25 protein-coding genes are annotated in these 20,977 nt (G+C 68.1%); 13 read left to right on the top strand and 12 right to left on the bottom strand.

Annotated elements, in window-relative coordinates; all coding sequences use genetic code 11:
• Nucleotides 1–25: 25 nt before the first annotated feature.
• Nucleotides 26–3,454: a DNA polymerase III subunit alpha gene (gene dnaE / locus GNX95_RS39595; RefSeq protein ID WP_246281959.1), complete on the top strand. Its 3,429-nt coding sequence runs from the start codon at nt 26–28 to the stop codon at nt 3,452–3,454.
• Here dnaE and GNX95_RS39600 read toward each other — a convergent pair.
• The 3 genes from GNX95_RS39600 to GNX95_RS39610 all read right to left on the bottom strand — a co-directional run bounded on the left by GNX95_RS39600 (nt 3,441) and on the right by GNX95_RS39610 (nt 4,552).
• Nucleotides 3,441–3,821 carry a rhodanese-like domain-containing protein gene (locus GNX95_RS39600; protein WP_163513071.1) on the bottom strand — a complete coding sequence of 127 codons (381 nt, stop codon included), beginning with the start codon at nt 3,819–3,821 and terminating at the stop codon, nt 3,441–3,443. The genes dnaE and GNX95_RS39600 overlap by 14 nt on opposite strands.
• A complete protein-coding gene (locus tag GNX95_RS39605) occupies nt 3,818–4,342 on the bottom strand; it encodes a cysteine dioxygenase (protein ID WP_163513073.1) in 525 nt (174 codons plus the stop codon). Before GNX95_RS39605 ends, GNX95_RS39600 begins: the two co-directional genes overlap by 4 nt.
• A 69-nt stretch (nt 4,343–4,411) precedes the next feature.
• Nucleotides 4,412–4,552 (bottom strand): hypothetical protein, encoded by a 141-nt coding sequence (locus GNX95_RS39610; protein WP_163513075.1) that lies wholly within the window; start codon nt 4,550–4,552, stop codon nt 4,412–4,414.
• A gap of 206 nt (nt 4,553–4,758) precedes the next feature.
• Between GNX95_RS39610 and purF the strand changes: the two genes are divergently transcribed.
• From purF to GNX95_RS39630, 4 genes are read left to right on the top strand one after another with little or no spacing between them, the layout of a single operon-like run.
• The gene (gene purF, locus GNX95_RS39615) at nt 4,759–6,279 is read left to right on the top strand and encodes an amidophosphoribosyltransferase (protein WP_222854370.1); all 1,521 of its coding nucleotides are present in this window, start codon (nt 4,759–4,761) and stop codon (nt 6,277–6,279) included.
• Nucleotides 6,276–7,337, top strand: a complete 1,062-nt coding sequence (gene purM, locus GNX95_RS39620; protein WP_163513079.1) for a phosphoribosylformylglycinamidine cyclo-ligase — start codon at nt 6,276–6,278, stop codon at nt 7,335–7,337. Before purF ends, purM begins: the two co-directional genes overlap by 4 nt.
• Nucleotides 7,338–7,381: 44 nt before the next feature.
• A complete protein-coding gene (locus GNX95_RS39625; RefSeq protein ID WP_163513082.1) occupies nt 7,382–7,921 on the top strand; it encodes an RNA polymerase sigma factor in 540 nt (179 codons plus the stop codon).
• Entirely contained in the window at nt 7,918–8,721 is an 804-nt protein-coding gene (locus tag GNX95_RS39630) for a hypothetical protein (RefSeq protein WP_163513083.1), read from the top strand. Before GNX95_RS39625 ends, GNX95_RS39630 begins: the two co-directional genes overlap by 4 nt.
• 54 nt (nt 8,722–8,775) lie before the next feature.
• Here the strand turns inward: GNX95_RS39630 and GNX95_RS39635 are convergent, their stop codons facing one another.
• Both GNX95_RS39635 and GNX95_RS39640 read right to left on the bottom strand, forming a co-directional pair.
• Complete coding sequence (locus tag GNX95_RS39635) at nt 8,776–9,198, bottom strand: hypothetical protein (protein ID WP_163513084.1); 423 nt, start codon at nt 9,196–9,198, stop codon at nt 8,776–8,778.
• Nucleotides 9,199–9,245: 47 nt separating this feature from the next.
• Nucleotides 9,246–9,830, bottom strand: a complete 585-nt coding sequence (locus GNX95_RS39640) for a CGNR zinc finger domain-containing protein (RefSeq protein ID WP_163513085.1) — start codon at nt 9,828–9,830, stop codon at nt 9,246–9,248.
• Between the two features lie 21 nt (nt 9,831–9,851).
• On the opposite strand from GNX95_RS39640, the gene GNX95_RS39645 reads away from it, so the two are divergent.
• The gene (locus tag GNX95_RS39645) at nt 9,852–10,223 is read left to right on the top strand and encodes a nuclear transport factor 2 family protein (protein WP_163513086.1); all 372 of its coding nucleotides are present in this window, start codon (nt 9,852–9,854) and stop codon (nt 10,221–10,223) included.
• On the opposite strand, the gene GNX95_RS39650 is transcribed toward GNX95_RS39645, so the two are convergent.
• From GNX95_RS39650 to GNX95_RS39660, 3 genes are read right to left on the bottom strand one after another with little or no spacing between them, the layout of a single operon-like run.
• A complete protein-coding gene (locus GNX95_RS39650) occupies nt 10,220–10,891 on the bottom strand; it encodes a biliverdin-producing heme oxygenase (RefSeq protein WP_222854289.1) in 672 nt (223 codons plus the stop codon). The genes GNX95_RS39645 and GNX95_RS39650 overlap by 4 nt on opposite strands.
• Nucleotides 10,892–10,943: 52 nt before the next feature.
• The gene (locus tag GNX95_RS39655; RefSeq protein WP_163513087.1) at nt 10,944–11,153 is read right to left on the bottom strand and encodes a DUF397 domain-containing protein; all 210 of its coding nucleotides are present in this window, start codon (nt 11,151–11,153) and stop codon (nt 10,944–10,946) included.
• Nucleotides 11,154–11,155: 2 nt separating this feature from the next.
• Nucleotides 11,156–12,046 (bottom strand): helix-turn-helix domain-containing protein, encoded by an 891-nt coding sequence (locus GNX95_RS39660; protein ID WP_163513088.1) that lies wholly within the window; start codon nt 12,044–12,046, stop codon nt 11,156–11,158.
• Between the two features lie 119 nt (nt 12,047–12,165).
• Between GNX95_RS39660 and GNX95_RS39665 the strand changes: the two genes are divergently transcribed.
• Nucleotides 12,166–12,378, top strand: a complete 213-nt coding sequence (locus tag GNX95_RS39665; RefSeq protein WP_163513089.1) for a hypothetical protein — start codon at nt 12,166–12,168, stop codon at nt 12,376–12,378.
• Nucleotides 12,379–12,480: 102 nt separating this feature from the next.
• On the opposite strand, the gene GNX95_RS39670 is transcribed toward GNX95_RS39665, so the two are convergent.
• Together GNX95_RS39670 and GNX95_RS39675 are read right to left on the bottom strand one after the other, a co-directional pair.
• Nucleotides 12,481–12,669, bottom strand: a complete 189-nt coding sequence (locus tag GNX95_RS39670; RefSeq protein WP_163513090.1) for a DUF3073 domain-containing protein — start codon at nt 12,667–12,669, stop codon at nt 12,481–12,483.
• 194 nt (nt 12,670–12,863) lie between these two features.
• Nucleotides 12,864–13,940, bottom strand: coding sequence for a Glu/Leu/Phe/Val dehydrogenase dimerization domain-containing protein (locus tag GNX95_RS39675; protein ID WP_163513091.1), 1,077 nt, complete (start codon nt 13,938–13,940; stop codon nt 12,864–12,866).
• A gap of 570 nt (nt 13,941–14,510) precedes the next feature.
• Between GNX95_RS39675 and GNX95_RS39680 the strand changes: the two genes are divergently transcribed.
• The 3 genes from GNX95_RS39680 (at nt 14,511) to GNX95_RS39690 (ending at nt 16,796) form a co-directional block, all read left to right on the top strand.
• Nucleotides 14,511–15,332 (top strand): DUF8083 family protein, encoded by an 822-nt coding sequence (locus GNX95_RS39680; protein WP_163513093.1) that lies wholly within the window; start codon nt 14,511–14,513, stop codon nt 15,330–15,332.
• Nucleotides 15,333–15,651: 319 nt separating this feature from the next.
• The gene (locus GNX95_RS39685; RefSeq protein ID WP_163513095.1) at nt 15,652–15,858 is read left to right on the top strand and encodes a BldC family transcriptional regulator; all 207 of its coding nucleotides are present in this window, start codon (nt 15,652–15,654) and stop codon (nt 15,856–15,858) included.
• Between the two features lie 152 nt (nt 15,859–16,010).
• On the top strand, nt 16,011–16,796 hold the full coding sequence (locus GNX95_RS39690) for an MOSC domain-containing protein (RefSeq protein WP_163513097.1): 786 nt from the start codon (nt 16,011–16,013) through the stop codon (nt 16,794–16,796).
• Here GNX95_RS39690 and GNX95_RS39695 read toward each other — a convergent pair.
• A complete protein-coding gene (locus GNX95_RS39695) occupies nt 16,793–17,473 on the bottom strand; it encodes an alpha/beta fold hydrolase (protein WP_163513099.1) in 681 nt (226 codons plus the stop codon). The genes GNX95_RS39690 and GNX95_RS39695 overlap by 4 nt on opposite strands.
• A 75-nt stretch (nt 17,474–17,548) precedes the next feature.
• On the opposite strand from GNX95_RS39695, the gene GNX95_RS39700 reads away from it, so the two are divergent.
• Both GNX95_RS39700 and GNX95_RS39705 read left to right on the top strand, forming a co-directional pair.
• The gene (locus GNX95_RS39700; RefSeq protein ID WP_222854290.1) at nt 17,549–18,196 is read left to right on the top strand and encodes a winged helix-turn-helix transcriptional regulator; all 648 of its coding nucleotides are present in this window, start codon (nt 17,549–17,551) and stop codon (nt 18,194–18,196) included.
• Nucleotides 18,197–18,198: 2 nt separating this feature from the next.
• Nucleotides 18,199–19,137: an isoaspartyl peptidase/L-asparaginase family protein gene (locus GNX95_RS39705; RefSeq protein WP_222854291.1), complete on the top strand. Its 939-nt coding sequence runs from the start codon at nt 18,199–18,201 to the stop codon at nt 19,135–19,137.
• On the opposite strand, the gene GNX95_RS39710 is transcribed toward GNX95_RS39705, so the two are convergent.
• Nucleotides 19,110–19,688 carry a CGNR zinc finger domain-containing protein gene (locus tag GNX95_RS39710; RefSeq protein ID WP_163513101.1) on the bottom strand — a complete coding sequence of 193 codons (579 nt, stop codon included), beginning with the start codon at nt 19,686–19,688 and terminating at the stop codon, nt 19,110–19,112. The genes GNX95_RS39705 and GNX95_RS39710 overlap by 28 nt on opposite strands.
• 65 nt (nt 19,689–19,753) lie before the next feature.
• Here GNX95_RS39710 and GNX95_RS39715 point away from each other — a divergent pair, with 65 nt between their 5' ends.
• Nucleotides 19,754–20,920 (top strand): MFS transporter, encoded by a 1,167-nt coding sequence (locus GNX95_RS39715; RefSeq protein WP_163513103.1) that lies wholly within the window; start codon nt 19,754–19,756, stop codon nt 20,918–20,920.
• Nucleotides 20,921–20,977: the final 57 nt, after the last annotated feature.

Consider the following 20,977-nt stretch of genomic DNA (forward strand, 5'->3'; position numbering starts at 1 on the left):
CCTGCACGTGCACACCGAGTATTCGATGCTGGACGGCGCGGCGCGGATCGCGCCGCTGCTGGCCGAGGCCGAGCGGCTCGGCATGCCGGCGATCGCCATGACCGACCACGGCAACCTGTCTGGCGCCGACGAGTTTTTCCAGCAGGCACGCAAAACCGCGGTCAAACCGATCATCGGCATCGAGGCGTACGTGGCGCCGGCCAGCCGCTTCCACAAGAAGCCGGTGGCGTGGGGAAGTGGTGACGGTGACGACGTGGCCGGTGGCGGCGCATACACGCACCTGACCATGCTGGCCGAAAACGCGACCGGCCTGCGCAATCTGTTCCGGCTGTCGTCGCTGGCCAGCATCGACGGCTATTACCGGAAGCCGCGGATGGACCGCGAGCTGATCGGCCAGCACGCGGCCGGCATCATCGCCACCACCGGCTGCCCTTCTGGCGAGGTGCAGACGCGGTTGAGGCTCGGCCAGCCGGAGGAGGCGCTCCGTGCGGCGGCCGACTGTCGCGACATTTTCGGCCAGGACAACTACTTCCTGGAGCTGATGGATCACGGCCTGGCCATCGAGCGGTCGGTACGCAGCGGCTTGCTGGACGTCGGCCGGAAGCTCGGCCTGCGTCCGCTGGCGACCAACGACTCGCATTATGTGACCAGAGACCAGTCGGCCGCGCACGCCGCTCTGCTGTGCGTACAGTCCGGCAAGACGCTCGACGATCCGAAACGCTTCGCCTTCGACGGCGACGGCTATTTTCTCAAGTCGGCGGCCGAAATGCGCGACATCTGGGACACCGAGGTGCCTGGCGCGACCGACGCGAGCCTACTGATCGCCGAGCGCGTGCAGCCATACGACGAGGTGTACGCACACCGTGACCGGATGCCGAAAGTCATTGTGCCGGACGGTCATGACGAGACGAGCTGGCTGCGTCACCAGGTCGCCGAAGGCCTGAAATGGCGATTGCCGGACGGTGTGCCGCCCGCGTACGCGCAGCGAGCGGAGTTCGAGATCGGCATCATCGCGCAGACCGGGTTCGCCGCGTATTTCCTGATCGTCGCCGATCTGATGAGCCACGCGCGCGCTCAGGGCATCCGAGTCGGTCCCGGCCGTGGCTCGGCGGCCGGCTCGCTGGTCGCGTACGCGCTCGGCATCACCAACCTCGACCCGCTCGAGCTCGGCCTGCTGTTCGAGCGCTTCCTCAATCCGGAGCGCGTGTCGATGCCCGACATCGACATGGACTTCGACGACCGTCGGCGCGCCGAGATGATCAGCTATGCCACCGAAAAGTACGGATCAGACCGGGTCGCGCAGGTCATCACCTTCGGCCGGATCAAGACCAAGGCGGCCATCAAGGACGCCGCTCGTGTCCACTATGGACAGTCGGGTTTCGCGATCGCCGACCGGATGTCGAAGGCGTTGCCGCCGCCGGTCGCGGCCAAGGACATTCCGTTGTCCGGCATTGTCGACAAGTCTCACGAGCGTTACGGTGAGGCCGCCGAGGTGCGAGCGCTCATCGACAACGACCGCGATGTCGCCAAAATCTTCGACACCGCTCGGGGTTTGGAAGGACTGGTGCGCAATGCCGGCGTGCATGCGTGCGCGGTCATCATGTCCGCGGAGCCGCTGATCGACACCATTCCGTTGTGGCGGCGCGACGACGGTGCGATCATCACCGGCTGGGACTATCCGTCCTGCGAGGCCATCGGCCTGCTGAAGATGGATTTCCTCGGCCTGCGCAACCTCACGGTGATCGGCGACGCCATCGACAACGTCAGGGAAAACCGTGGCGAGGAGATCGATCTCGACCGGTTGACGCTGGACGACCGCCGGACGTACGAACTGCTGGCACGCGGCGAAAGTCTCGGCGTCTTCCAGCTGGACGGCACGGCCATGCGCGAGCTGCTACGGCGGATGGGGCCGACCGGGTTCGACGACATCATCGCGGTGAACGCGTTGTATCGGCCGGGGCCGATGGCGATGAACACGCACAACAACTACGCCGACCGGAAAAACGGCCGGCAGCCGGTGGTGCCGATCCACCCGGAGCTGGCCGAGCCGCTGGCCGACATCCTCGCCGAGACGCACGGCCTGCTCGTCTACCAGGAGCAGATCATGCTGGTCGCGCAACGGGTCGCCGGCTATTCGATGGGTCGCGCGGACGTCCTGCGCCGCGCGATGGGCAAGAAAAAGAAGGAGGTGCTGGAAAAGGAGTTCGAGGGCTTCCACGCCGGCATGCGCGACAACGGCTTCTCCGACGCGGCCGTACGCGCACTCTGGGACACGATCCTGCCGTTCGCCGGCTATGCATTCAACAAGTCGCATGCCGCCGGCTATGCGCTGGTCGGCTATTGGACGGCGTATCTGAAAGCCAACTATCCAGCCGAATACATGGCCGCACTGCTGACCAGCGTCGGCGACAACAAGGACAAGTCGGCGGTCTATCTGTCGGAGTGTCGCCGGCTCGGCATCCGCGTGCTGCCACCGGACGTCAACGAGTCCGGCCTACGGTTCGCCGCCGTCAGCAACGACATCCGCTTCGGCCTCGGCGCGGTCCGTAACGTTGGCGCCAATGTCGTCGACTCGATCATCGACACGCGTACGCGCAAAGGAAAATACGCCTCCTTCTCCGACTTCCTCGACAAGGCCGACGTGGTGACCTGCAACAAGCGGACCGTCGAGTCGCTGATCAAGGCCGGTGCGTTCGACTCGCTCGGTCATCGCCGGCTCGCTTTGGTGCGGATCCACGAAGACGCGGTCGACGCGGTCGTGCCGGTGAAACGACAGGCGACGCTCGGCCAGTTTGACCTTTTCGGCGACTCCCTGCGGTTGCCGGTCGGCGACGAGGAATATCCGCGAAAGCAGTTGCTCGCGTACGAACGAGAGATGCTCGGCCTCTATGTGTCGGCACATCCTTTGGATGGCACCGAAGCGATGTTGCGCGCGTACGCCCCGAGGCCGATCGCCGCGATCCTCGACAGTCCACCGAGATCAGGTGACCTCGCGGTCGCCGGCCTGATCACCGCGGTGGACCGGAGGGTCAACAAGAAAGGAGAGCCGTGGGCCATCTGTACGGTCGAGGATCTCGACGCCGCCATCGAAGTGCTGTTCTTTCCGAAGTCCTATGCTGTCAACTCGGCGGAGCTGGTCGAGGACAACGCGGTCGCCGTACGCGGTCGGGTCAACTGGCGAGAGGAACGCATGTCGGTTTTCGGCGACAGTGTGACCACCCTGGACGCCGGCCAACGGCCGATCGAACTCGTTGCCGCGGCGGAGAAAGTCGACGAGAACATGATCGAGGAGCTGCGCCAGGTGCTGGTCGCACATCGCGGCGACACGCCCGTACGCCTGCGGCTGGTCGCCGGCCGCGACCGGAAACTCTTTGCCCTGCCGCAATATCCGGTGTCGGTCACGTCGATGCTGATGAGCGAGCTGAAAACCCTGCCGGGGATCAGCGTGTCGTAGGCAGCCCTGCGGCCTTCCACGCGATGAACCCACCGGCCACGTCGGTTGCCTTGTGCAGCCCCAAATCCTGCAGGGCAGCGGCGGCCAGACTCGACGTGTAGCCTTCTTCGCAAAGAATAATGACAAACACGTCGTGGTCGACCGCCTGCGGCAGGCGAGCGTCGCTGGCCGGGTCAAAGCGCCACTCCAGCACGTTACGCTCGACGATCAGCGCACCTGGCACCTCGCCGGAAGGGGCGCGCTGCGCGGCCGGCCGGATGTCGACCAGCACCGCGCCATCGGCGACCGCGGCGAAGGTCTGCTCCGGCGTGAGCCGCGCGAGTCCGGACCGCGCGTCTTCCAGCACGTCGGCGATGGTGCGCGTCATGAGACCAGCGCCGGATGCTTGGCCCAGCCCTTTTCCGGCGTGTCGGTGAGCTCGGTGCGCGTGCGTACGAGCTGGTTGCTCTCGACCGCGTAGTAGTTCATCCGGGACAGCGGCGGCGAATAGACGTGCAGGCTGGCCGCCGGACCGTCGCCGGTGTGGCCGACGTCGTGCACGTACTTCGGTCCGAAGCTGACCGTCGCGCCGGCCGGCCGGTCGAGGTGGCGGGGCAGGCCGCCGGACACCACGACCTCGCGCAGCGTGCCGCTGAGCACGGTGAACGCGCCGGACGAGCCGCCGTGGTCGTGCAGCTCGGTGGACTGGCCGGGGGTCCACGACAGCAGCCAGGCGTCGTAGAACGGGTTGCTCTCCAGCTGCGCGTACCACCGCTGGTCGGTCGAATAGCGCAGCAGTGGCAGCCAGCGGTCGGTGTCGGCGGCGAGCGCGCTGACCTTGCGCGTGATGGCCGTACGGGTCAGTGCGGACGGCGAGAGCAGATAGAGCTCAAGTGGGACGGTGGACAACGAGGGCTCCGGTGACTGACGAAGGATGCCGCCGCCGGGCCTGCGCCACGGACGGACAGCGGGACCTCGTCAGCGACAGCACTCGTCGAAGAGGTGGCCGCGGCGCGACACCCAGAACACGCGCGGCAGCCTGCGCACTGCCTGCGGGGTGGTCGGCCAGTCGGTCACGCCGACCATGGTGACACCTCCGGCCGCATCTCGTCCACCCACCTCCACACTCTGGGACGGTCACCTTCCGTACGCACCACCCCCGAGAAAAACAGGCGTGACGGAGAGTGCGTGCAGGGGCTGCGGCGAGAGGGCTGCATGCGGCCAGGCAGCGTACGATGGAAGGCGAACGCTTCCCCGCCACAGACTGAGTCAGGAGCACGTTCGTGGCCACAGGCAGTGGCGCCTCCAAAAGGGGCGATGGCCGGCTGACCAACGACCTCGACCCCCAGGACAGGGGCCCCCAGGACGCTTGCGGCGTCTTCGGGGTGTGGGCTCCCGGCGAGGAGGTGTCCAAGCTCACCTACTTCGCCCTGTACGCGCTCCAGCACCGCGGCCAGGAGGCCGCCGGCATGGCGGTCAGCGACGGCTCCAGCGTCGTCGTCTACAAGGAGCTCGGCCTGGTCAGCCAGGTCTTCGACGAGACCACCCTGACCAGCCTGCGCGGCCACCTCGCCATCGGCCACAACCGTTACTCGACGACCGGCGGTCCGACCTGGGAAAACTCGCAGCCGACGCTGCGTTCCACCTCGACCGGCACGACGGTCGCGCTGGCCCACAACGGCAACCTGGTCAACACCGCCGAGCTGGCGACCGAGGCGGAGAAGCAGACCGGTGTGCAGATGAGCGGTCCAGACGCGACCAGCGACACCGCGATCCTGGCGACCCTGCTGTCCGCGCATCCCGACCTGTCCGTCGAGGCCGCCGCGCTCAAGGTGCTGCCGACCGTACGCGGCGCGTTCAGCCTGGTCTTCATGGACGAGCACACGCTCTACGCGGCGCGTGACCCGCAGGGCGTACGCCCGCTGGTGCTCGGCCGGCTGGAGCGCGGCTGGGTCGTCGCGAGCGAGACCGCCGCGCTGGACATCGTCGGCGCGAGCGTCGTTCGCGAGGTCGAGCCCGGCGAGCTGATCGCGGTCGACGAGCACGGGCTGCGCTCGGAGCGGTTCGCCAACCCGAAGCCGAAAGGCTGCCTGTTCGAATACGTCTATCTCGCCCGGCCGGACACCGCGATCGCCGGTCGCGGTGTGCACGCGGCCCGCGTCGAAATCGGCCGTACGCTTGCCAAAGAGCACCCGGTCGAGGCCGACCTGGTCATCCCGGTGCCGGAGTCCGGCACGCCGGCCGCGGTCGGTTACGCCGAGCAGTCCGGCATTCCGTACGGCCTCGGCCTGGTGAAAAACTCCTACGTCGGCCGCACGTTCATCCAGCCGTCGCAGTCGATCCGCCAGCTCGGCATCCGGCTCAAGCTCAACCCGCTGCGCGATGTCATCCGCGGCAAGCGCCTGGTGGTCGTCGACGACTCGATAGTCCGCGGCAACACGCAGCGTGCGCTCGTACGCATGCTGCGCGAGGCCGGCGCGGTCGAGATCCACATCCGGATCTCCTCGCCGCCGGTGAAATGGCCGTGTTTCTACGGCATCGACTTCGCCAGCCGCGCCGAGCTGATCGCCAACGGTCTGGACAACGACGGCATCCGCGCGTCGATCGGCGCCGACTCGCTCGGCTATGTGTCGCTGGCCGGTCTGGTCGCGGCCAGCGAGCAGCCGGTCAACCGCCTCTGCATGGCGTGTTTCGACGGCCAATATCCGATCCCGCTGCCGGAGGACGACAACATGATCGGCAAGCACCTGCTGGAAGGCATCGGCAGCCGCGTACAGCCGCATGGCCGTGCGCTGCCGTCGCTGTCGGTCTCTCCCGGTGGCGCCGACGCGCTCCGCCGTCCGTGACCGCTTCGGAAGACGGCGCCACGTACGCGGCGTCCGGTGTCGACATCGACGCCGGCGAGCGTGCCGTCGAGCTGATGAAGTCGGCCGTCAAGACCACCCACCGGCCGGAAGTGGTCGGTGATCTCGGCGGTTTCGCCGGCCTTTTCGCCTTTGACACGAGCAAATATCGCAAGCCGTTGCTGGCCTCCTCGACCGACGGCGTCGGCACCAAGCTGGCGATCGCGCAGAAGACCGGGATCCACGACACGGTCGGCATCGACCTCGTCGCGATGGTGACCGACGATTTGGTCGCGTGTGGCGCCGAGCCGCTGTTTCTGCAGGACTACATCGCCTGCGGCAAGGTCGTGCCGGAGCGGATCGCCGCGATCGTCGCCGGCATCGCCGAGGGCTGCCGGCAGGCCGGATGTTCGTTGGTCGGCGGGGAAACCGCCGAGCACGGTGGCGTGATGCCGCCGGACGAATACGACCTCGCCGCGACCGCCGTCGGTGTCGTTGAGGCCGACGGCGTGCTGACGCCCGATTCGGTGAAGGCCGGCGATGTCGTCATCGCAATGGGTTCCTCAGGCCTGCATTCCAACGGTTTTTCGATGGTGCGCCACGTGTTGCTGGCGATGGGTCAGCTGCCGCTGGACAAACCGGTCGACGATTACGACGACGACCGCGCGCTCGGTGAGATTTTGCTGACGCCGACCCGCATTTACACGCGCGACTGCCTCGAGCTGATCGCCGAGACGGACGTACGCGTGCTGGCTCACGTGACCGGCGGCGGTTTCGCCGGCAATCTCGTACGCGTGCTTCCGTCCAATGTGGACGCCGTCATCGACCGGTCGAGCTGGCAGGTGCCGCCGATCTTCCAGCTGATCGCGGCACGCGGCCGGGTCGAGCGGGAGGAGATGGAGCGTACGTTCAACATGGGGGTCGGCATGGTCGCGGTGGTCAGCGCCGCCGAGGCCGATCGCGCGCTGGCGTTGCTCACCGCGCGCCACGTGCCGTCGTGGATCTGCGGCCAGATCGTCGCCGGCACCGGCGAGGCTCGGCTGGTCAGCGCGTACGCCTAGGCCCCTAGCGAAACACTTTCCGGCCTGCCGGACAGGTGTGGTGTATGAGGACACTGAAACCAGACAGGGTGGCGCGCTTTCGAGCGCTCTTCGCTGACGCGTACGGGGACGTGCTGCGGTTCGCGCAGCGGCGCGTACACCCCTCACATGCCGAGGATGTCGCGGCGGACGCCTTTCTTGTGGCGTGGCGGCGGCTCGACGACGCGCCGACCAGGTTTGACGACCTGCGCGCCTGGCTGTTCGGGATCGCGCGTCACTGCTTGCTCAACGCGCGCCGCGGACATGGCCGCCAGGACGCGCTCGCGGTGCGGGTCGCCGAGTCTTCGACGCCGCCGCCCACGGCCGATGCCGACTTTCTCGCGCTGCGCGTCGATCTGGCCGCCGCCTGGCGGCAGCTGAGCGACGCCGAGCAGGAGGTCCTGTCGCTGACCGTGTTCGAGGACCTGACCTCGTCGCAGGCGGCCAGGGTCCTCGGTGTCAGCTCCGCCTCGTATCGCCTGCGCCTGATGCGCGCTCGCCGCGCGCTGCGCCACCACCTTGCGCTTGCCAACGCTCCGTTTCCGCAGATGGAGACCCAGTCATGAACGATTCCGCGCTCCGGTCCATCGACGCAGCGGCGTCGACCCTCACCACCGACGAACACCAGCGTGCGGCCAGCACGCTCGAACGCATCATCGCCACCGACCCGGGGATCCCCGCGCCGACACCGCCTCGCCGCGGCCGTGGCCGGCGCCGGCTGGCCATCGCCGCGCTCGCCGTCCTGCCAGTCGCCGTCGGCGGCTGGGTTCTGCTGCCCAAAGGCGACGACGGCGCCGCGTACGCCTCCTGGACCGCCGCTCCGAAGGCCGTCGGCGGACACCTCGACGCCATCAACGGCGCCTGCCGCGAGCAGGCGACCGGCGGCTCCATCGACATGGGCAGGGCCAAGATCGCGTTGGCCGAGCGCCGCGGTGAGTACGTCGCCGTGCTCTATCACACCGACAACCCGGACGTCTCCGCTCCTTGCCTGGTACGCAACCCGGCCGGCACCGACACCGTCGACGTGGTCGGCTTCGCGATCGGCGGGAGCAACGGCCCGGCGCCGAAGGCTCCGGCCGAGGGCTTCATGCCGGGCCAGATCGCGCAGTTCGCCGATGGTCCGGTCAGCTCGGTGACCGACGGCGTGGTCGGCTCGGAGGTCGTCGGTGTCACCATCCACGCCGGCAAGCTGACCGTTCAGGCGTCGGTGGAAAACGGCCGGTATGCCGCTTGGTGGCCGGGTCGTGCGTTCCCGGAGGGGCCAAACCAGCCGAGCGGACGCGGGGGACCGCAGGAGATCCTCACGTACGACCTGACGCTGGCCGACGGCACCGTGGTGCACAACGCGAAGGCCTCGCGGCCGTAGTAGTCAGACAGCAGAGCGGCGAGACCCCGGAGGTCTCGCCGCTCAGTCGTGCCGCTAGTCCTCGCCGCGCCGCTCGTTGTCGCGCCGCTCGTTGTCGCGCCGCTCGTTGTCGCGCGCGATGAGAATGTCGATCGAGGCCGCGATCTGCGCCATGCCGGCGGCCGTGCCATCGAGCCTGCCGCGAATTTCGGCGAAGCCGCGATCCACTTCGGCAAAGCGGCGATCCATTTCGGCGAAGCCTCGATACATTTCGGCGAAGCCGTTGTCGACCTTCGTCTCAAGGCTCGTCAGCCGCGTCTCAACGCTTGTCAACCGCTTGTCGACCCCGTTGAACCGCTCGTTCACCTCCGTGCGGAAGGCGTTGATGACGCGGTTGTTCTGGTCGCGATACGCGTGGAACTCCGTTCGCAACGCGTCGATGTCGCGATCCCGCTCTGTCATGTTGTCCACCTTACTGGTGTTGACGGCCACCATCACCGGCCAAATACTGTCAGCAGCCGCATGCGAAACGCAAGTTGCGAAAATCAATCGCGCGCGCGGGCGCGGTGCGCGCGTACTTTGTTGCGGTTGCCGCAATGTTCCATGCTGCACCAGCGCCGGTTGCCGGGCCGTGAGGTGTCCAGATAGAGCAGATAGCAGTTGTCGCCGGAGCACTGCTTGATCCGTCCGCTGGCCAGCGCCGCCATCGCGTCGGCCGCCGCGGCCGCCAGCACCTGACGGCCGGTGACCGGCGTCGACCAGTGCGGTTTCAGCGTCACAGGGTCGAGCCGCGGCACCGGCGGCTCGCCGGCGGCGGCATTGATGGTCGCGACATCGGCCGGGTCGGCTGGCTTGTTTTCGAGCGTACGCAGGACAACCGCGAGCAGTGCGTTGCGAAACTCCTTGATCCGCGCGAATTCGTCGTCGCCGATCGCCAGCTCAGATGACGCGACGCCGAGCATCGAGTCGCCGAGCCAGCGCACCAGGTCGTCGGGCTGGTGCAGCGACTCCCAGCGCGCATACATCCCCGGTCCGCCGGTCAGCAGCAGCTCCAGGCTGAACGTGCCGGCGTCGAAGGAGTACGCGTGACCGTCCGGGCTGCTGCGCATGATCCTTGCTCTGCTCGTCACGTAACCACTATAGTCAGTTACATGAAACCAGCTAAACAGGTTACGGATGAGATCGTCGCGATTGAGACCGAGATGTGGCGGGCCAACCGGGACGGCGATGGCGCCTTCTATCAGCGGCTCATCCGCGACGACGGCATCGTCGTCAGTCGCTATGGCGTGGCGACCAAGGCGCAGATCGTGCCGGTTGTCAGCAAAAACGACAACCCGTACGTGAAGACCGACCTCGACGAGTGGCGCGTGCTGCAGCCGACGCCGGACACGGCGGTCGTCACGTACCGGTCAGCGGTCACCACCGGCGCCGGCGTCGAGTTCAAGGTGCTGGCGACGAGTGTGTACGCACGCGAAGCCGACGGCTGGCGCAGCGTCTTTCACCAGCAGACGCCGCTCGACTAGCGGACACTGGGCCCTAGGCCGCGAGGTGCTTCTGCATCCCCTCGGCCAGCTCCGCGAAGACGGCCTCGTTGAGCTCGAACGCGCGCTTGGTCTCGGCGACGACCTGCGCGCGTTCGGCGCGTCCCAGCCGGCGCCGTCCAGCAGCGACCGGTAGTGCCGGCGAAACTCGGCGGGGCTGCCGATCCGGTCGAAGACATAGAACATGGCGCCAGGCCCCTCGTGCCGTGGAACGTACGCAGCTTCGACCGGATCACCTGACCGCCGGAGATGTCACCGAGATAGCGCGTGTAATGGTGCGCGACGAAGCCGCCAGGCCAGCTGCCGGCGACATTGTGCAACCGCTCGCAATAGCGGCCGGTCGCGGCGTTTGGCGCGACGCGGCTCTGCCAGCCGGAGCCGAGGAGAAAGTCGAGGTCCTTGGTCAGCGCTGGTACGCGCCGGAGCCCGTCGATCACGAACGGGCCGGCGACCGGGTCCGTACGCATCGCGTCGGAGACCTCTTCCAGGGCCGTGTAGATGGAGAAGTGCTGGACGGCCAGCTCGGCGAACCCGGCCAACGCCAGCTCGCCGGACATCAGCTTGCCGATGAACGCGGCGCCTTCGGCGCGCTCATGGACCAGCCGCGTGGCGCCGCGCAGGACGTTGGAGAAGCGTTCCGTCTCAGCCACCTCGGCCCAGCCTCTCTCGCGAGCGACGGTCCAAGTAAGGCTACCCTTACCGCTACGTCCTGGCCAGGCCAGCGCCGGTCTTGAGGGCCGAGGTGAAGGTGGACCACGCGGTGGAGGTGAGGTGAAGCGTGCCGGCCGTACGTGCTTTGGAGTCGCGTACGCCGACCTCGTCGCTGGTCAACCGCACCTCGATGCAGTTGTCACTTCCGCCGCTGCTCCGACTGCTTTTGAACCAGCCAGTGTCGCGAGCGGCGATAGCCATGACTAGGTCGTCTCCTCCAGCTTGACGCGGATGATGTCCCTGGTGCGCTCGGGAGTGTACGCGAGTTCGCGGATTTTGTTGAAAGCGCGAGTCATTCGCTCGGTATCGATTGCGTCGTCAAAGTACGTCGATGGGCCATAAGGGACAGAAAGGAAGCCGACTGGTCGCAGCGAGTCCCCGAATCGGTAGATCACCAGACCGCCTTGCTGGACGGGATTGTCGCGTCCGCTGTTAGGCACGATCTGGACGGTCAGGTGCCGGTTTTGGTCGATGAGGTCGAGGACGTGCTGGAGTTGACGCCGCATTACGGTCGGGCTGCCGACCTCGGCGACGAGCGTGTCATCGCTGAAGAAGACGTCGATCTGCTTCGGCCTGTCCGGATCGAAGACCGTCCGCTGGCGCTCGGTTCGAAATGCCACTCGTTTGGAGCGCTCGACCTCGGACGAGTCCCACCAGATGCCGTCCGATGCGTCCATCAATGCCTCGATGTACTCCGGTGACTGCAGACAAGCGGGGAAGACGCCGCGTTCGTAGTCCCAAATATCGCTCGCTAGCGCCTCAAGCAGGGCCAGTCGCTGGAAGGAGCCGGGTGCGAGGTCGGTGTACGGGCTGCGGCTGGAGCGCTTGCGCGCGTCGATGCCGAGCCGCAGGATCTCGCGGCGGCGGTCCGGCTCGGCGCCGAGGAAGTCGACCAGCGCCTCCAACTCCTCGGTCGACAGGCTGGAGTTGCCGTCGAAGACCTTCACGATGCGCGGCCGGTCCTTGCCGACCGCGCGTGCGCAGTCGTCGAGCGACTTGTTCGCGTCGGCGCGCAATTGGCGCAGCGCCGCACCGAGAAACACGCGCGGCAGTGTCGGGATGGCCTTGGCCACGGTGAGCCTCTCGGTCGTCACGTCCGGTACTTGCGTACGAACACAGTGTCCCTTAAGGTGCAGACACAGTGTCCTGTGGACACAGGAATCTACACCGAGCGTGACTCGGCGCATGCAGGGAGGGCTACACCATGCCGTTGATGGACGCCACAGACGTAGAGGTGAGCGCCTGGGCCATGATCAAGGATCGCACCAGCATCGAGTGCCACGTCTATCCACGGTCGGACGAGATCGAGATCCGGCTCGGTGGCCTGGACGGGTTCGACCTGATCGCGACCAGCGGTGGTCTGCGCAGGCTGGTGGACGAAGCCGTCGCCGCACTCAGGGAGTACGACGACGCCTTCGTTGACTGACGCGCTCAGAAAGCGGATAGACAGACAACAGGTGCATCACCGGGATGATGCGCCTGTTGCCTTGCGTACTCCGCTACCGACGGGACCGGCTCGGCCGGTCACTCAACGGTCTGAGGAAGCCCAACGATCGTCGGCGTCATCGTCCGCCGAGTCGTCGTGGGTCCTGCCACGCCCGCCCCCGTCGCTGCCGGACAGTTCGCGCTGCAAGGCCTCGAGATCGGTGTTCGGCGAGCTGTATTTCAACTCCCGAGCGACCTTCGTCTGCTTGGCCTTCGCTCGGCCGCGCCCCATGGCTCGACCCCCTCAAACAGAAGTATGGGGCCGACCAGCGGCCCCGTTCAGATGGCATCACTCGTGCCTATACCGTACCCCGAGCGCGCGCGCGTTGACATCCCGACTGGCCGCTTAGGGTCCAATAGGGCGCCGCTCACGTACGATTCCGCCCACCGGAACGGACGACGAGCAGCCAAAACGTCGGAACCGGTTCAGGGCAGCAGGATGCCGCGCAGCCGGCCGACATCGGCCATCCGGCGTTCGGCCAGCCGGTCTGCGGCGGCGGCCGGTGTGATGCCTTCGGTGTCGGCCGTACGCAGGATCGCGGCGGTCGTGTCGAAGATCTTCTCGGCACGTGCCTTCGCCCGCTCGAACGAGAAGCCCTCGATCTCGTCGGCGACCTGGATGACGCCGCCGGCGTTGACGCAGTAGTCCGGCGCGTAGAGCACGCCGCCGTCGGCCAGCAGCTTGTCGATGCCGTCATGTGCCAGCTGGTTGTTGGCCGCGCCGCAGACGATCTCGGCGCGCAGCCGCGGCACGGTCTCGTCGTTGAGCGCGTTGCCGAGCGCGCACGGGGCGTACACGTCGAGATCGAGGTCGAGCAGGTCCGGCGCGGCGGCGACCTGATAGCGGGTCTGGATGTCGGCGACGGCCGCTGGGTTGACGTCGCTGACGACGACCGTCGCGCCGTCCTCGACCAGGTGCTCGACCAGGTGCCTGCCGACCTTGCCGACGCCGACGACACCGACCTTGCGGCCGGCCAGGGTCGGTGAGCCCCAGCGGTGCGCGGCGGCCGCCCGCATGCCCTGGAACACGCCGTACGCGGTCAACACGCTGGAGTCGCCGGCGCCGCCGTGCTCCGGCGAGCGGCCGGTGACGAACCTGGACTCGCGGGCGACAATGTCCATGTCCTGGACGTACGTGCCGACGTCGCAGGCGGTGTAGTAGCGGCCGTTGAGCGAGGCCACGAATCGGCCGTACGCGCGGAGGAGGGCCTCGGTCTTCACCTTGTTGGGGTCGCCCCAGATGACCGCTTTGCCGCCGCCGAGGTCGAGACCGGCCAGTGCGTTCTTGTAGGCCATGCCTTTCGACAGGTGCAGCACGTCATCGATGGCGTCCTGCTCGGACGCGTAAGGATAGAAGCGGGTGCCGCCGAGTGCGGGACCCAGCGCGGTCGAGTAGATCGCGATGATGGCCCGCAGGCCGGTGCCGCGGTCGTGACAGAAGACGACCTGCTCGTGATCGTTGGAGGCGGTGGCCCCGTCCAGCTCGGTGAAGAAGACGCTCATCGTCCGATCTCCCTGCGTACGACTCGGCCCTCGTGAGGCCGCCGGTCGGTAACGTGTGCCCGGCGGGTCTGCCGGACGAGATCACCATAGAACGCCAAGCCCGCCCCCGCCGTCCCCTCGTCCACCACCTGAGACCCGTTTACCCGCTACGCCGTGAAACTGTCGTACCCCCCTGCCAATCTGGGCCCCCACCCAGATCGGGCGGGGGGTGGGTTCGCGTGGTTACTTACCCAAGTTCGAAATTGATCTTGGAATTCGCCTCATGCGGCTCACTGACCCCATTGACCCCTCTAGTTACACGGCCACATGCACGCATGGGGGCCTTACTTGCGCTGGACGCACGCAAGGGGGCCTTGCTTGCATCAGCGAAGCCGACAAAAGCCGCATGTAGCGCTCCAATGCGGCAGACCAAGATCAACTTCGCTATGTTTGCAACCTCTCAACCCACCCCCCGCCCGAAATGGGTGGGGGAAACATAACGGCACGGGTACGACAGTTTCGCGCTGTAGCAGGTAGTTCGGGGGGATGCGGAGTTAGTACGGCTTCGCTGGTCGTGGCAAGATTCGGGGCGTGCCGCCGCCGTACACCGCTCAGTTGCGGGTCTATGAGCCGCTGGCGGCTTTCCCGCCGGCCGAGCAACGGCGTTGGCGTGGTTATCTCGACTCCGGCTCCGTGCCGGGGGTCGAGGAGGCGCTGTCGGTCGAGCGGTCGCTCAGCCTGCCGTCCGTGGTGGGGCTGCGGCTGCCGACCGGCGACCAGTTGGAGCATGCCTTCGTGGCGCAGCTCGACGGTGTGCCGGTGATCTGTCCCTGGTCGCTGCGGCTGCGGATGGCCGACGCCGCGATCGCCGCGGTCGACGGCCTCGCGCCGGTGGTCGCCGAGGCGCTCGTTCCGCCCACGCTGATGGCCGACGCGCGCGAGGCGATCGAGACCGAGCGGGCCGGGCCGGACCATCGCGAGCACGTGCTGTCGGCGACCTGGGCCGTGCCGGTGCGCTGGTTCTGCCTCTTCACGCCGGCCGAGCGGCTGGTCGTCCTGGAGCCGGGCAAGCGCGCCCTGCGTTACCGCGCCGACATGTCCGACGCGCGCCGCCGTGGCGCGCGTACGTTGTCGGTCCTGCGGCGTACGCTCGGCGAGGTCGGTGTGGTCGAGGCGGTCGAAGGCCTCGCGCGCTGGCTGGAAGAGTTCCATCCACGGTCGCTGGTCGAGCTCGACTACGGCGGCCTGGTGCACCTGCTCGACGACGACACGCTGATCCACGACTTCTCCGCCGAGGACGTGGCCGAGGTGTTGACCGCGCTCGGCAACTCCGACAGCGAGGCGGCGGCCAAGGCGTACGAGCGGGTCAGCACCCGGTGGCGGGACATCCACCTGGCAGAGCGTGCCAACTAGGACACTTCGGGTTGCGTACGAGCGCGTTCCGCGTTTAAATGTAACTTAAATCTGGCGAAGGAAAATCACTCCTCGCGCGCACGGTTTCGTTGCTGGCCTGCCAAAAAATTACCGACGGCAGCATCTGTCTAACTATTCGTGGCTGTTTCGCCATCCGCTCATACTTTTGGTCAGTAAATCGGGCCCGCTTGGGCCATGCCCGTACAGAACGGAGAAGTCGGACACTTGCATCAGTGCGACGAGAGGGTCGTCGCAGCTGGCACCCCATGGTGGCCAGTCAAGCCCGCCACGGGGCGAACGAGCGAGGGGGAAACCCGAGATGGCAACACGAATTCCCGAGTCCGAGTCACTGCTCACGCCGGCTGAGGTCGCGACCATGTTCCGGGTCGACCCCAAGACCGTCACCCGCTGGGCCAAGGCCGGCAAGCTCTCCGCGATCCGCACGCTCGGCGGCCACCGCCGCTACCGCGAGTCCGAGGTCCGCGCGCTGCTGGCCGGCATCCCGCACCAGCGCTCCGGCGACTGATCGAAAACTTCTCCTTCGCATCCGCTGCGGCCGGGGCTTAACCGGACCACGGCGACGCAGCGGGTGCGAAACCTTCTCTCACCGCCGACAGCGGTACGGAGCAAACCCCGCCTCCGTACCGCTGTCGGCTTTTTCGGCTTTACCGTGGTGAGATGACCGCCCGAGTCGAGTCGCTGCACGTCTATCCGATCAAGAGTTGCGCCGGCACGCGCGTCGACGAGTTCGTCCTCACTCCGCACGGCCCCGAGCACGACCGCGACTTCCTCGTCGTCAATCCGGACGGCCGGTTTCTGACCCAGCGCGAGCATCCGCGGATGGCGTTGGTCACACCGAGCCTGGACGCGGTGGCCGACGGCAAGCTCCGGCTCCGCGCGCCTGGCATGGACGACTTCGCGATGGCCGTCGGCGACGGGCCACTGCGCGACGTGGCGGTCTGGAAATGGTCCGGCACCGGAGTCGACCAGGGTGACGAGGTCGCCGGCTGGCTGTCCGACTTCCTCGGCGCGGCCGTACGGCTCGTGCGCTTCCCACCAGGCGTACGGCGAGACACGTCGGTCGGCGGCGGCGAGGTGCGCTATGCCGACGGCTATCCGATCCTGGTGACCTCGACGGCGTCTCTGGACGCCCTGAACGCGTCGCTCGACGAGCCGCTGCCGATGAACCGCTTCCGACCCAACCTCGTGGTCTCCGGCTGGCCGGCGCCGTGGACCGAGGACCTCACGACCGGCCTGGCGATCGGCTCCGGTGTGACGATCGAGATCGTCAAGCCGTGCGCTCGTTGTGTGATCACGACGATCGACCAGCGGACGGCGGAGAAAGGCCGCGAGCCGCTGCGTACGCTCGGCCGCACGCGCCGCATCAAAGACGGCCTGGTCTTCGGCCAGAACGCCGTTGTGCGTAGGCCTGGCGTCGTCCGCACGGGCGACCTGATTGTCTAGGCGTACGCGATGAGCCGCTCGGCGAGCGCCACCGGCTGGCTGTATGCGTTGAGGTGGCCGCCGGGGACCTCGTCGACCGTCAGGCCGAGCCGTTCGCCGACGACCCGCCGCTGAAACTCCAGCGGGAACAGCCGGTCGTCGCGGCCACAGGCGACGTGTGTCGGCACGTCCGGCCAGGCCGTCAGCGGCCACGGCTGCGAGAAGCCGATGTCGGCCTCCTCGCGGGCGCCGTACGCGAAGACCTGCTCGGTGACGTCGTCCGGTACGTCGTGGAAGAAGCCAGTCATCAGGTCAAACGGCGCCTCCGGGTCGAGACCGACCTCGGCCGCCTTCTGCTTGTACGCCTCGCCCTGGCCGGTGTTGGTCCACCAGTCGCCGGCCGTCTCGCCTGGTCGCGGCGTCATCGGGTTGACCAGCACCAGCTTGCGTACGTCCAGGCGGTCGCAGGCGAGCGGTCCGGAGAAGCCGCCCATCGACTGGCAGACGAGCACGAGGTCGGACCGGCCGGCGGCGGCCTTCGCGATCAGCTCCGCGTACTCGATGATGCCGGCGGTCGGGTCGGGACCGGGCAGGTCGACCGGGATCGCCTCGTGGCCGCGCCTGGTGAGCTCCGGCGCGACCCACTTCCAGTAGAACGCGTCGCCGCCCGCGCCCGGGACCAGCACGAAGGTCGTCATGTCGATATCCCTTCCTGTTGCTCCTAGATTAGGAGTGACTGGTGCGGTAGCACAAGTAGTCAGTACGATCGAGCGATGACCGACGATCCCTGTGGCATCGCGCGTGCGCTCAAGGTCATCGGTGAGCGTTGGACGCTGCTGGTCGTACGCGAGCTGGTCTTCGGACCCAAGCGCTTCACAGACCTGAGCCGCGGGCTGCCGGCGATGAGCCAGAACGTGCTGTCGCAGCGTCTCCGCGAGCTGGAGTCGCGAGGCGTGGTGCGGCGGCGAAGGCTCGGGCCGCCAGCGAGCAGCCGGGTCTACGAGCTGACCGATTTCGGCGCGGATCTCAAGCCGGTGGTGATCGCCATCGGTCGATGGGGGAGCCGGATCCCGTTTGAGGTGGTGCCGGCCCAGGCCGACATGAGCGTCGACGCGCTGATGCTGGCGCTGGTCACCACGTTCCGCGCGGATCTCGCCGGCGACCTGGCCGTACGGTGTGAGCTGCGGTTCGACGACGACCGGTTTCGCGCCGAGATCGCCGGCGGCGCGCTGTCCCTGGATCGTGGCGCGCTCGCCGATCCGGACGTCGTCATCGACACCGACTCGCCGACCTTGCGATCGCTGGTTTTCGGTGGCCTGCCGTTGAAAGACGCTGACCGCACGCTCCTGCTGACCGGTGACGCCGAGCTGGCGCGGCGCTTCCTCCGCTGCTTTCCACGACCGGTGCCTGCGACGATCTAGGCATGTCGATCAGCGAAGTCGTTATCGCCGTGCACGGCGGCGCCGGGTCTCTGCCGCGCGGCTCGCTGGACCGGTCGGACGAGGCGGCCTATCGCGCCGGTCTGGAGGAGGCGCTGCGAGCCGGTGCCGCGCTGCTCGGCCGCGGTCAGTCCGCACTCGATGCCGTGGAGGCGGCCGTACGAGTGCTCGAGGACGATCCGTGCTTCAACGCGGGCAGGGGAGCGGTCTTCAACACCGACGGCGAGCAGGAGCTGGATGCCTGCATCATGGACGGCCGCGACCTGCGGTCCGGCGCGGTCGCCGGCGTACGCAACACCAAGAACCCGATCTCGTTGGCACGCGTGGTGATGGAGCGCTCCAAGCATGTCCTGATCGCCGGTCATGGCGCGGACATTTTCGCGCTGCGAAACGGGTTCCCGTACACGACAAGGGACTACTTCTTCACCCAGCGGCGCTGGGACGCCTTGATCGACGCCAAAAATCCGCCGGAGGCCGCGCAGCCGGTCCAGGTCGGCGAGACCGTCGGTGCCGTGGCGATCGACGCGCGCCACGAGTTGGCCGCGGCCACCTCGACCGGTGGCCAGACCGACATGCTGGCCGGCCGGGTCGGCGACACGCCGATCGTCGGCGCCGGCACGTACGCGGACAGCCGTACGGTCGCCGTGTCCTGCACGGGGATCGGCGAGGTGTTCATCCGCGGGGTCGCCGCGTACGACATCTCCGCGCTGATCGACTATGCGCACGTCGGCGTCGAGGAGGCCGCCGCGCGCGTCGTCACGGAGAAGATCCCGGCGCTGGGCGCCGCCGGCGGCGCGATCGCGCTCGACCGGCACGGCACGCTCGCGGCGCCGCACAGCTCGCCGGGGATCATCAACGGCTTTCTGCTGCGCGACGGCTCGGTGGTGACGCGGCTCTACGACGACGAGACGCCGCCGCGCTGACGGCGTGCGCGGAAGTTGGCGACGTTGACCCGGTTGCCGCAGACCTCCGGCACGCAATAGCGGCGTTTGCCGCCGCGGCTGGTGTCGGCGAAGACGCCGACGCAGGTCGGTGAGGCGCAGATCCGCAGCCGGTTGGCGCCGAGCGCCTGCACGACGCCGAGCAGGCCGGTGCCGGCGATCAGCGCCAGCTCGTCGGCGAGGCCGGCGCCTGGCGCGGTGCGCGCGTACCAGCGCCACTGACCGTCCGCCGACCGGCTCAGCGCTGGTCCGCCGCCGGCCGTGGCCAGCTCGTTTGCCACCTCCACAGCGGTCTCCGGCGAGTCGAATGCCGGCCGGATGCGCGTACGGAGATCGCGTACGGCCGCCACCTCGTCGTCGGTCGGCAGGCGTCCGGCGAGCGCGTCGGAGCGTACGTCGTGCGCGCCGAGGAAGCTCGCCAGCGCGGCCGGACCGGCCAGATGGTCGCCGTCCGGCATCACCTCGGCCGACGTGTTGACGAGGTCGGCGGCCAACGCCGCCGGCCATGCGTAATCGGATAAAGCGACTTGCACGCCTTACAACCACCTTGTTAGCGTAATGGAATTAGAGCGAGTTTACCTCTTACTCGGGGTTGGTCATGTCTGCCACCACCGCAGAACGGAAGTCTGTCCTCCGGCCAGTGGTCGTGCTGCTCGGCCTGTTGGCGCTGTCGCTGAACCTGCGCGCCGCGCTGAGCGGCTATCCACCGTTGTTGGAAGCCGTACGCGCCGAGCTCGGTCTGTCCGCCGGTGCCGCTGGCCTGGTGCAGGCGGCGGCGGTGCTGTCGATGGCCGCCGGTTCGTTCGCCGGCGCGGCGCTCGGCAACCGGTTCGGCCGGGAACGGGTCGCCGGTGCGGCGGTTGGTCTGGTCGCCGCAGGCAGCCTGGCGCGCGGCGTGCCGGTGGTGGCGACGCTGATCGGCGGCAGCCTGCTCGTCGGCTTCGGGATCGGGGTCGCCGGCGTGATGCTGGCCGGCATCGTCAAGGAACATCTGGCCGCCAGGGCCGGTGCGGTGACCGGCGGATATGTGGTCGCCATGGGTCTGGGCGCGACAGTCTCCAGCGCCGCCGCCGTACCTCTGGCCGCCCTGCTCGGCGGCTGGTCGCTGTCGCTTGCCGTCTGGGCCTGTCCGGCGATCGTTGCCGCCGGCGCGTGGGCCGGCCTGACGCGGCGAGCCGTGGCCGCGCCTTCGCCGGCGGCGCCGCTGCCGTGGCGATCCGGCTTCGCGAGGCTCGCCGCCAGCCACCAGGCCGCGGCGTCGCTGATGGTGTACGGCTGGATGACCTGGCTGTCGCCGTACTACCAGAGCCACGGCTGGAGCCCCGGCTCGGCCGGCCTGCTGCTCGCCGTGTGGGCCGCCGCGCAACTGCCGTCGGCGTTGCTGATCCCCGCGCTGGCCGAGCGGCGCCGGCGGTGGCGCTTCTGGTCGGCGGTGGCGCTGAGCAGCGGCGTCACCGGCACGCTCGGCGCGCTCCTGCTGCCTGGCCTCGCGCCGTGGCTGTGGGCCACCCTGATCGGCGTCGGCTCCGGCGCCGGTTTTCCGCTCGGCCTGGCCGCCGTCGCGTGGCGCTCGCCTGACGGCGCGGCCAGCGCGGCGACCAGCGGGTTCGCGCTCGGCGTCGGCTACACGGTGGCCGGGCTCGGACCGCTGCTGATGGGGCTGCTGGTCGACCTCACCGGCGGCTTCCCGGCCGCCATCGCCGTCCTGTTGGCGGCCGCCGCGGTGCAGGCGTACGCGATCGTCCGCATCGGCGAGCGGCTCTGAGGCGGCATCAGGCCTCGTGGCCGGGCCAAGATCAACTTTGCTACTTGGGTAACTTCC

Source organism: Fodinicola acaciae, from assembly GCF_010993745.1.
GTDB lineage: Bacteria > Actinomycetota > Actinomycetes > Mycobacteriales > HKI-0501 > Fodinicola > Fodinicola acaciae.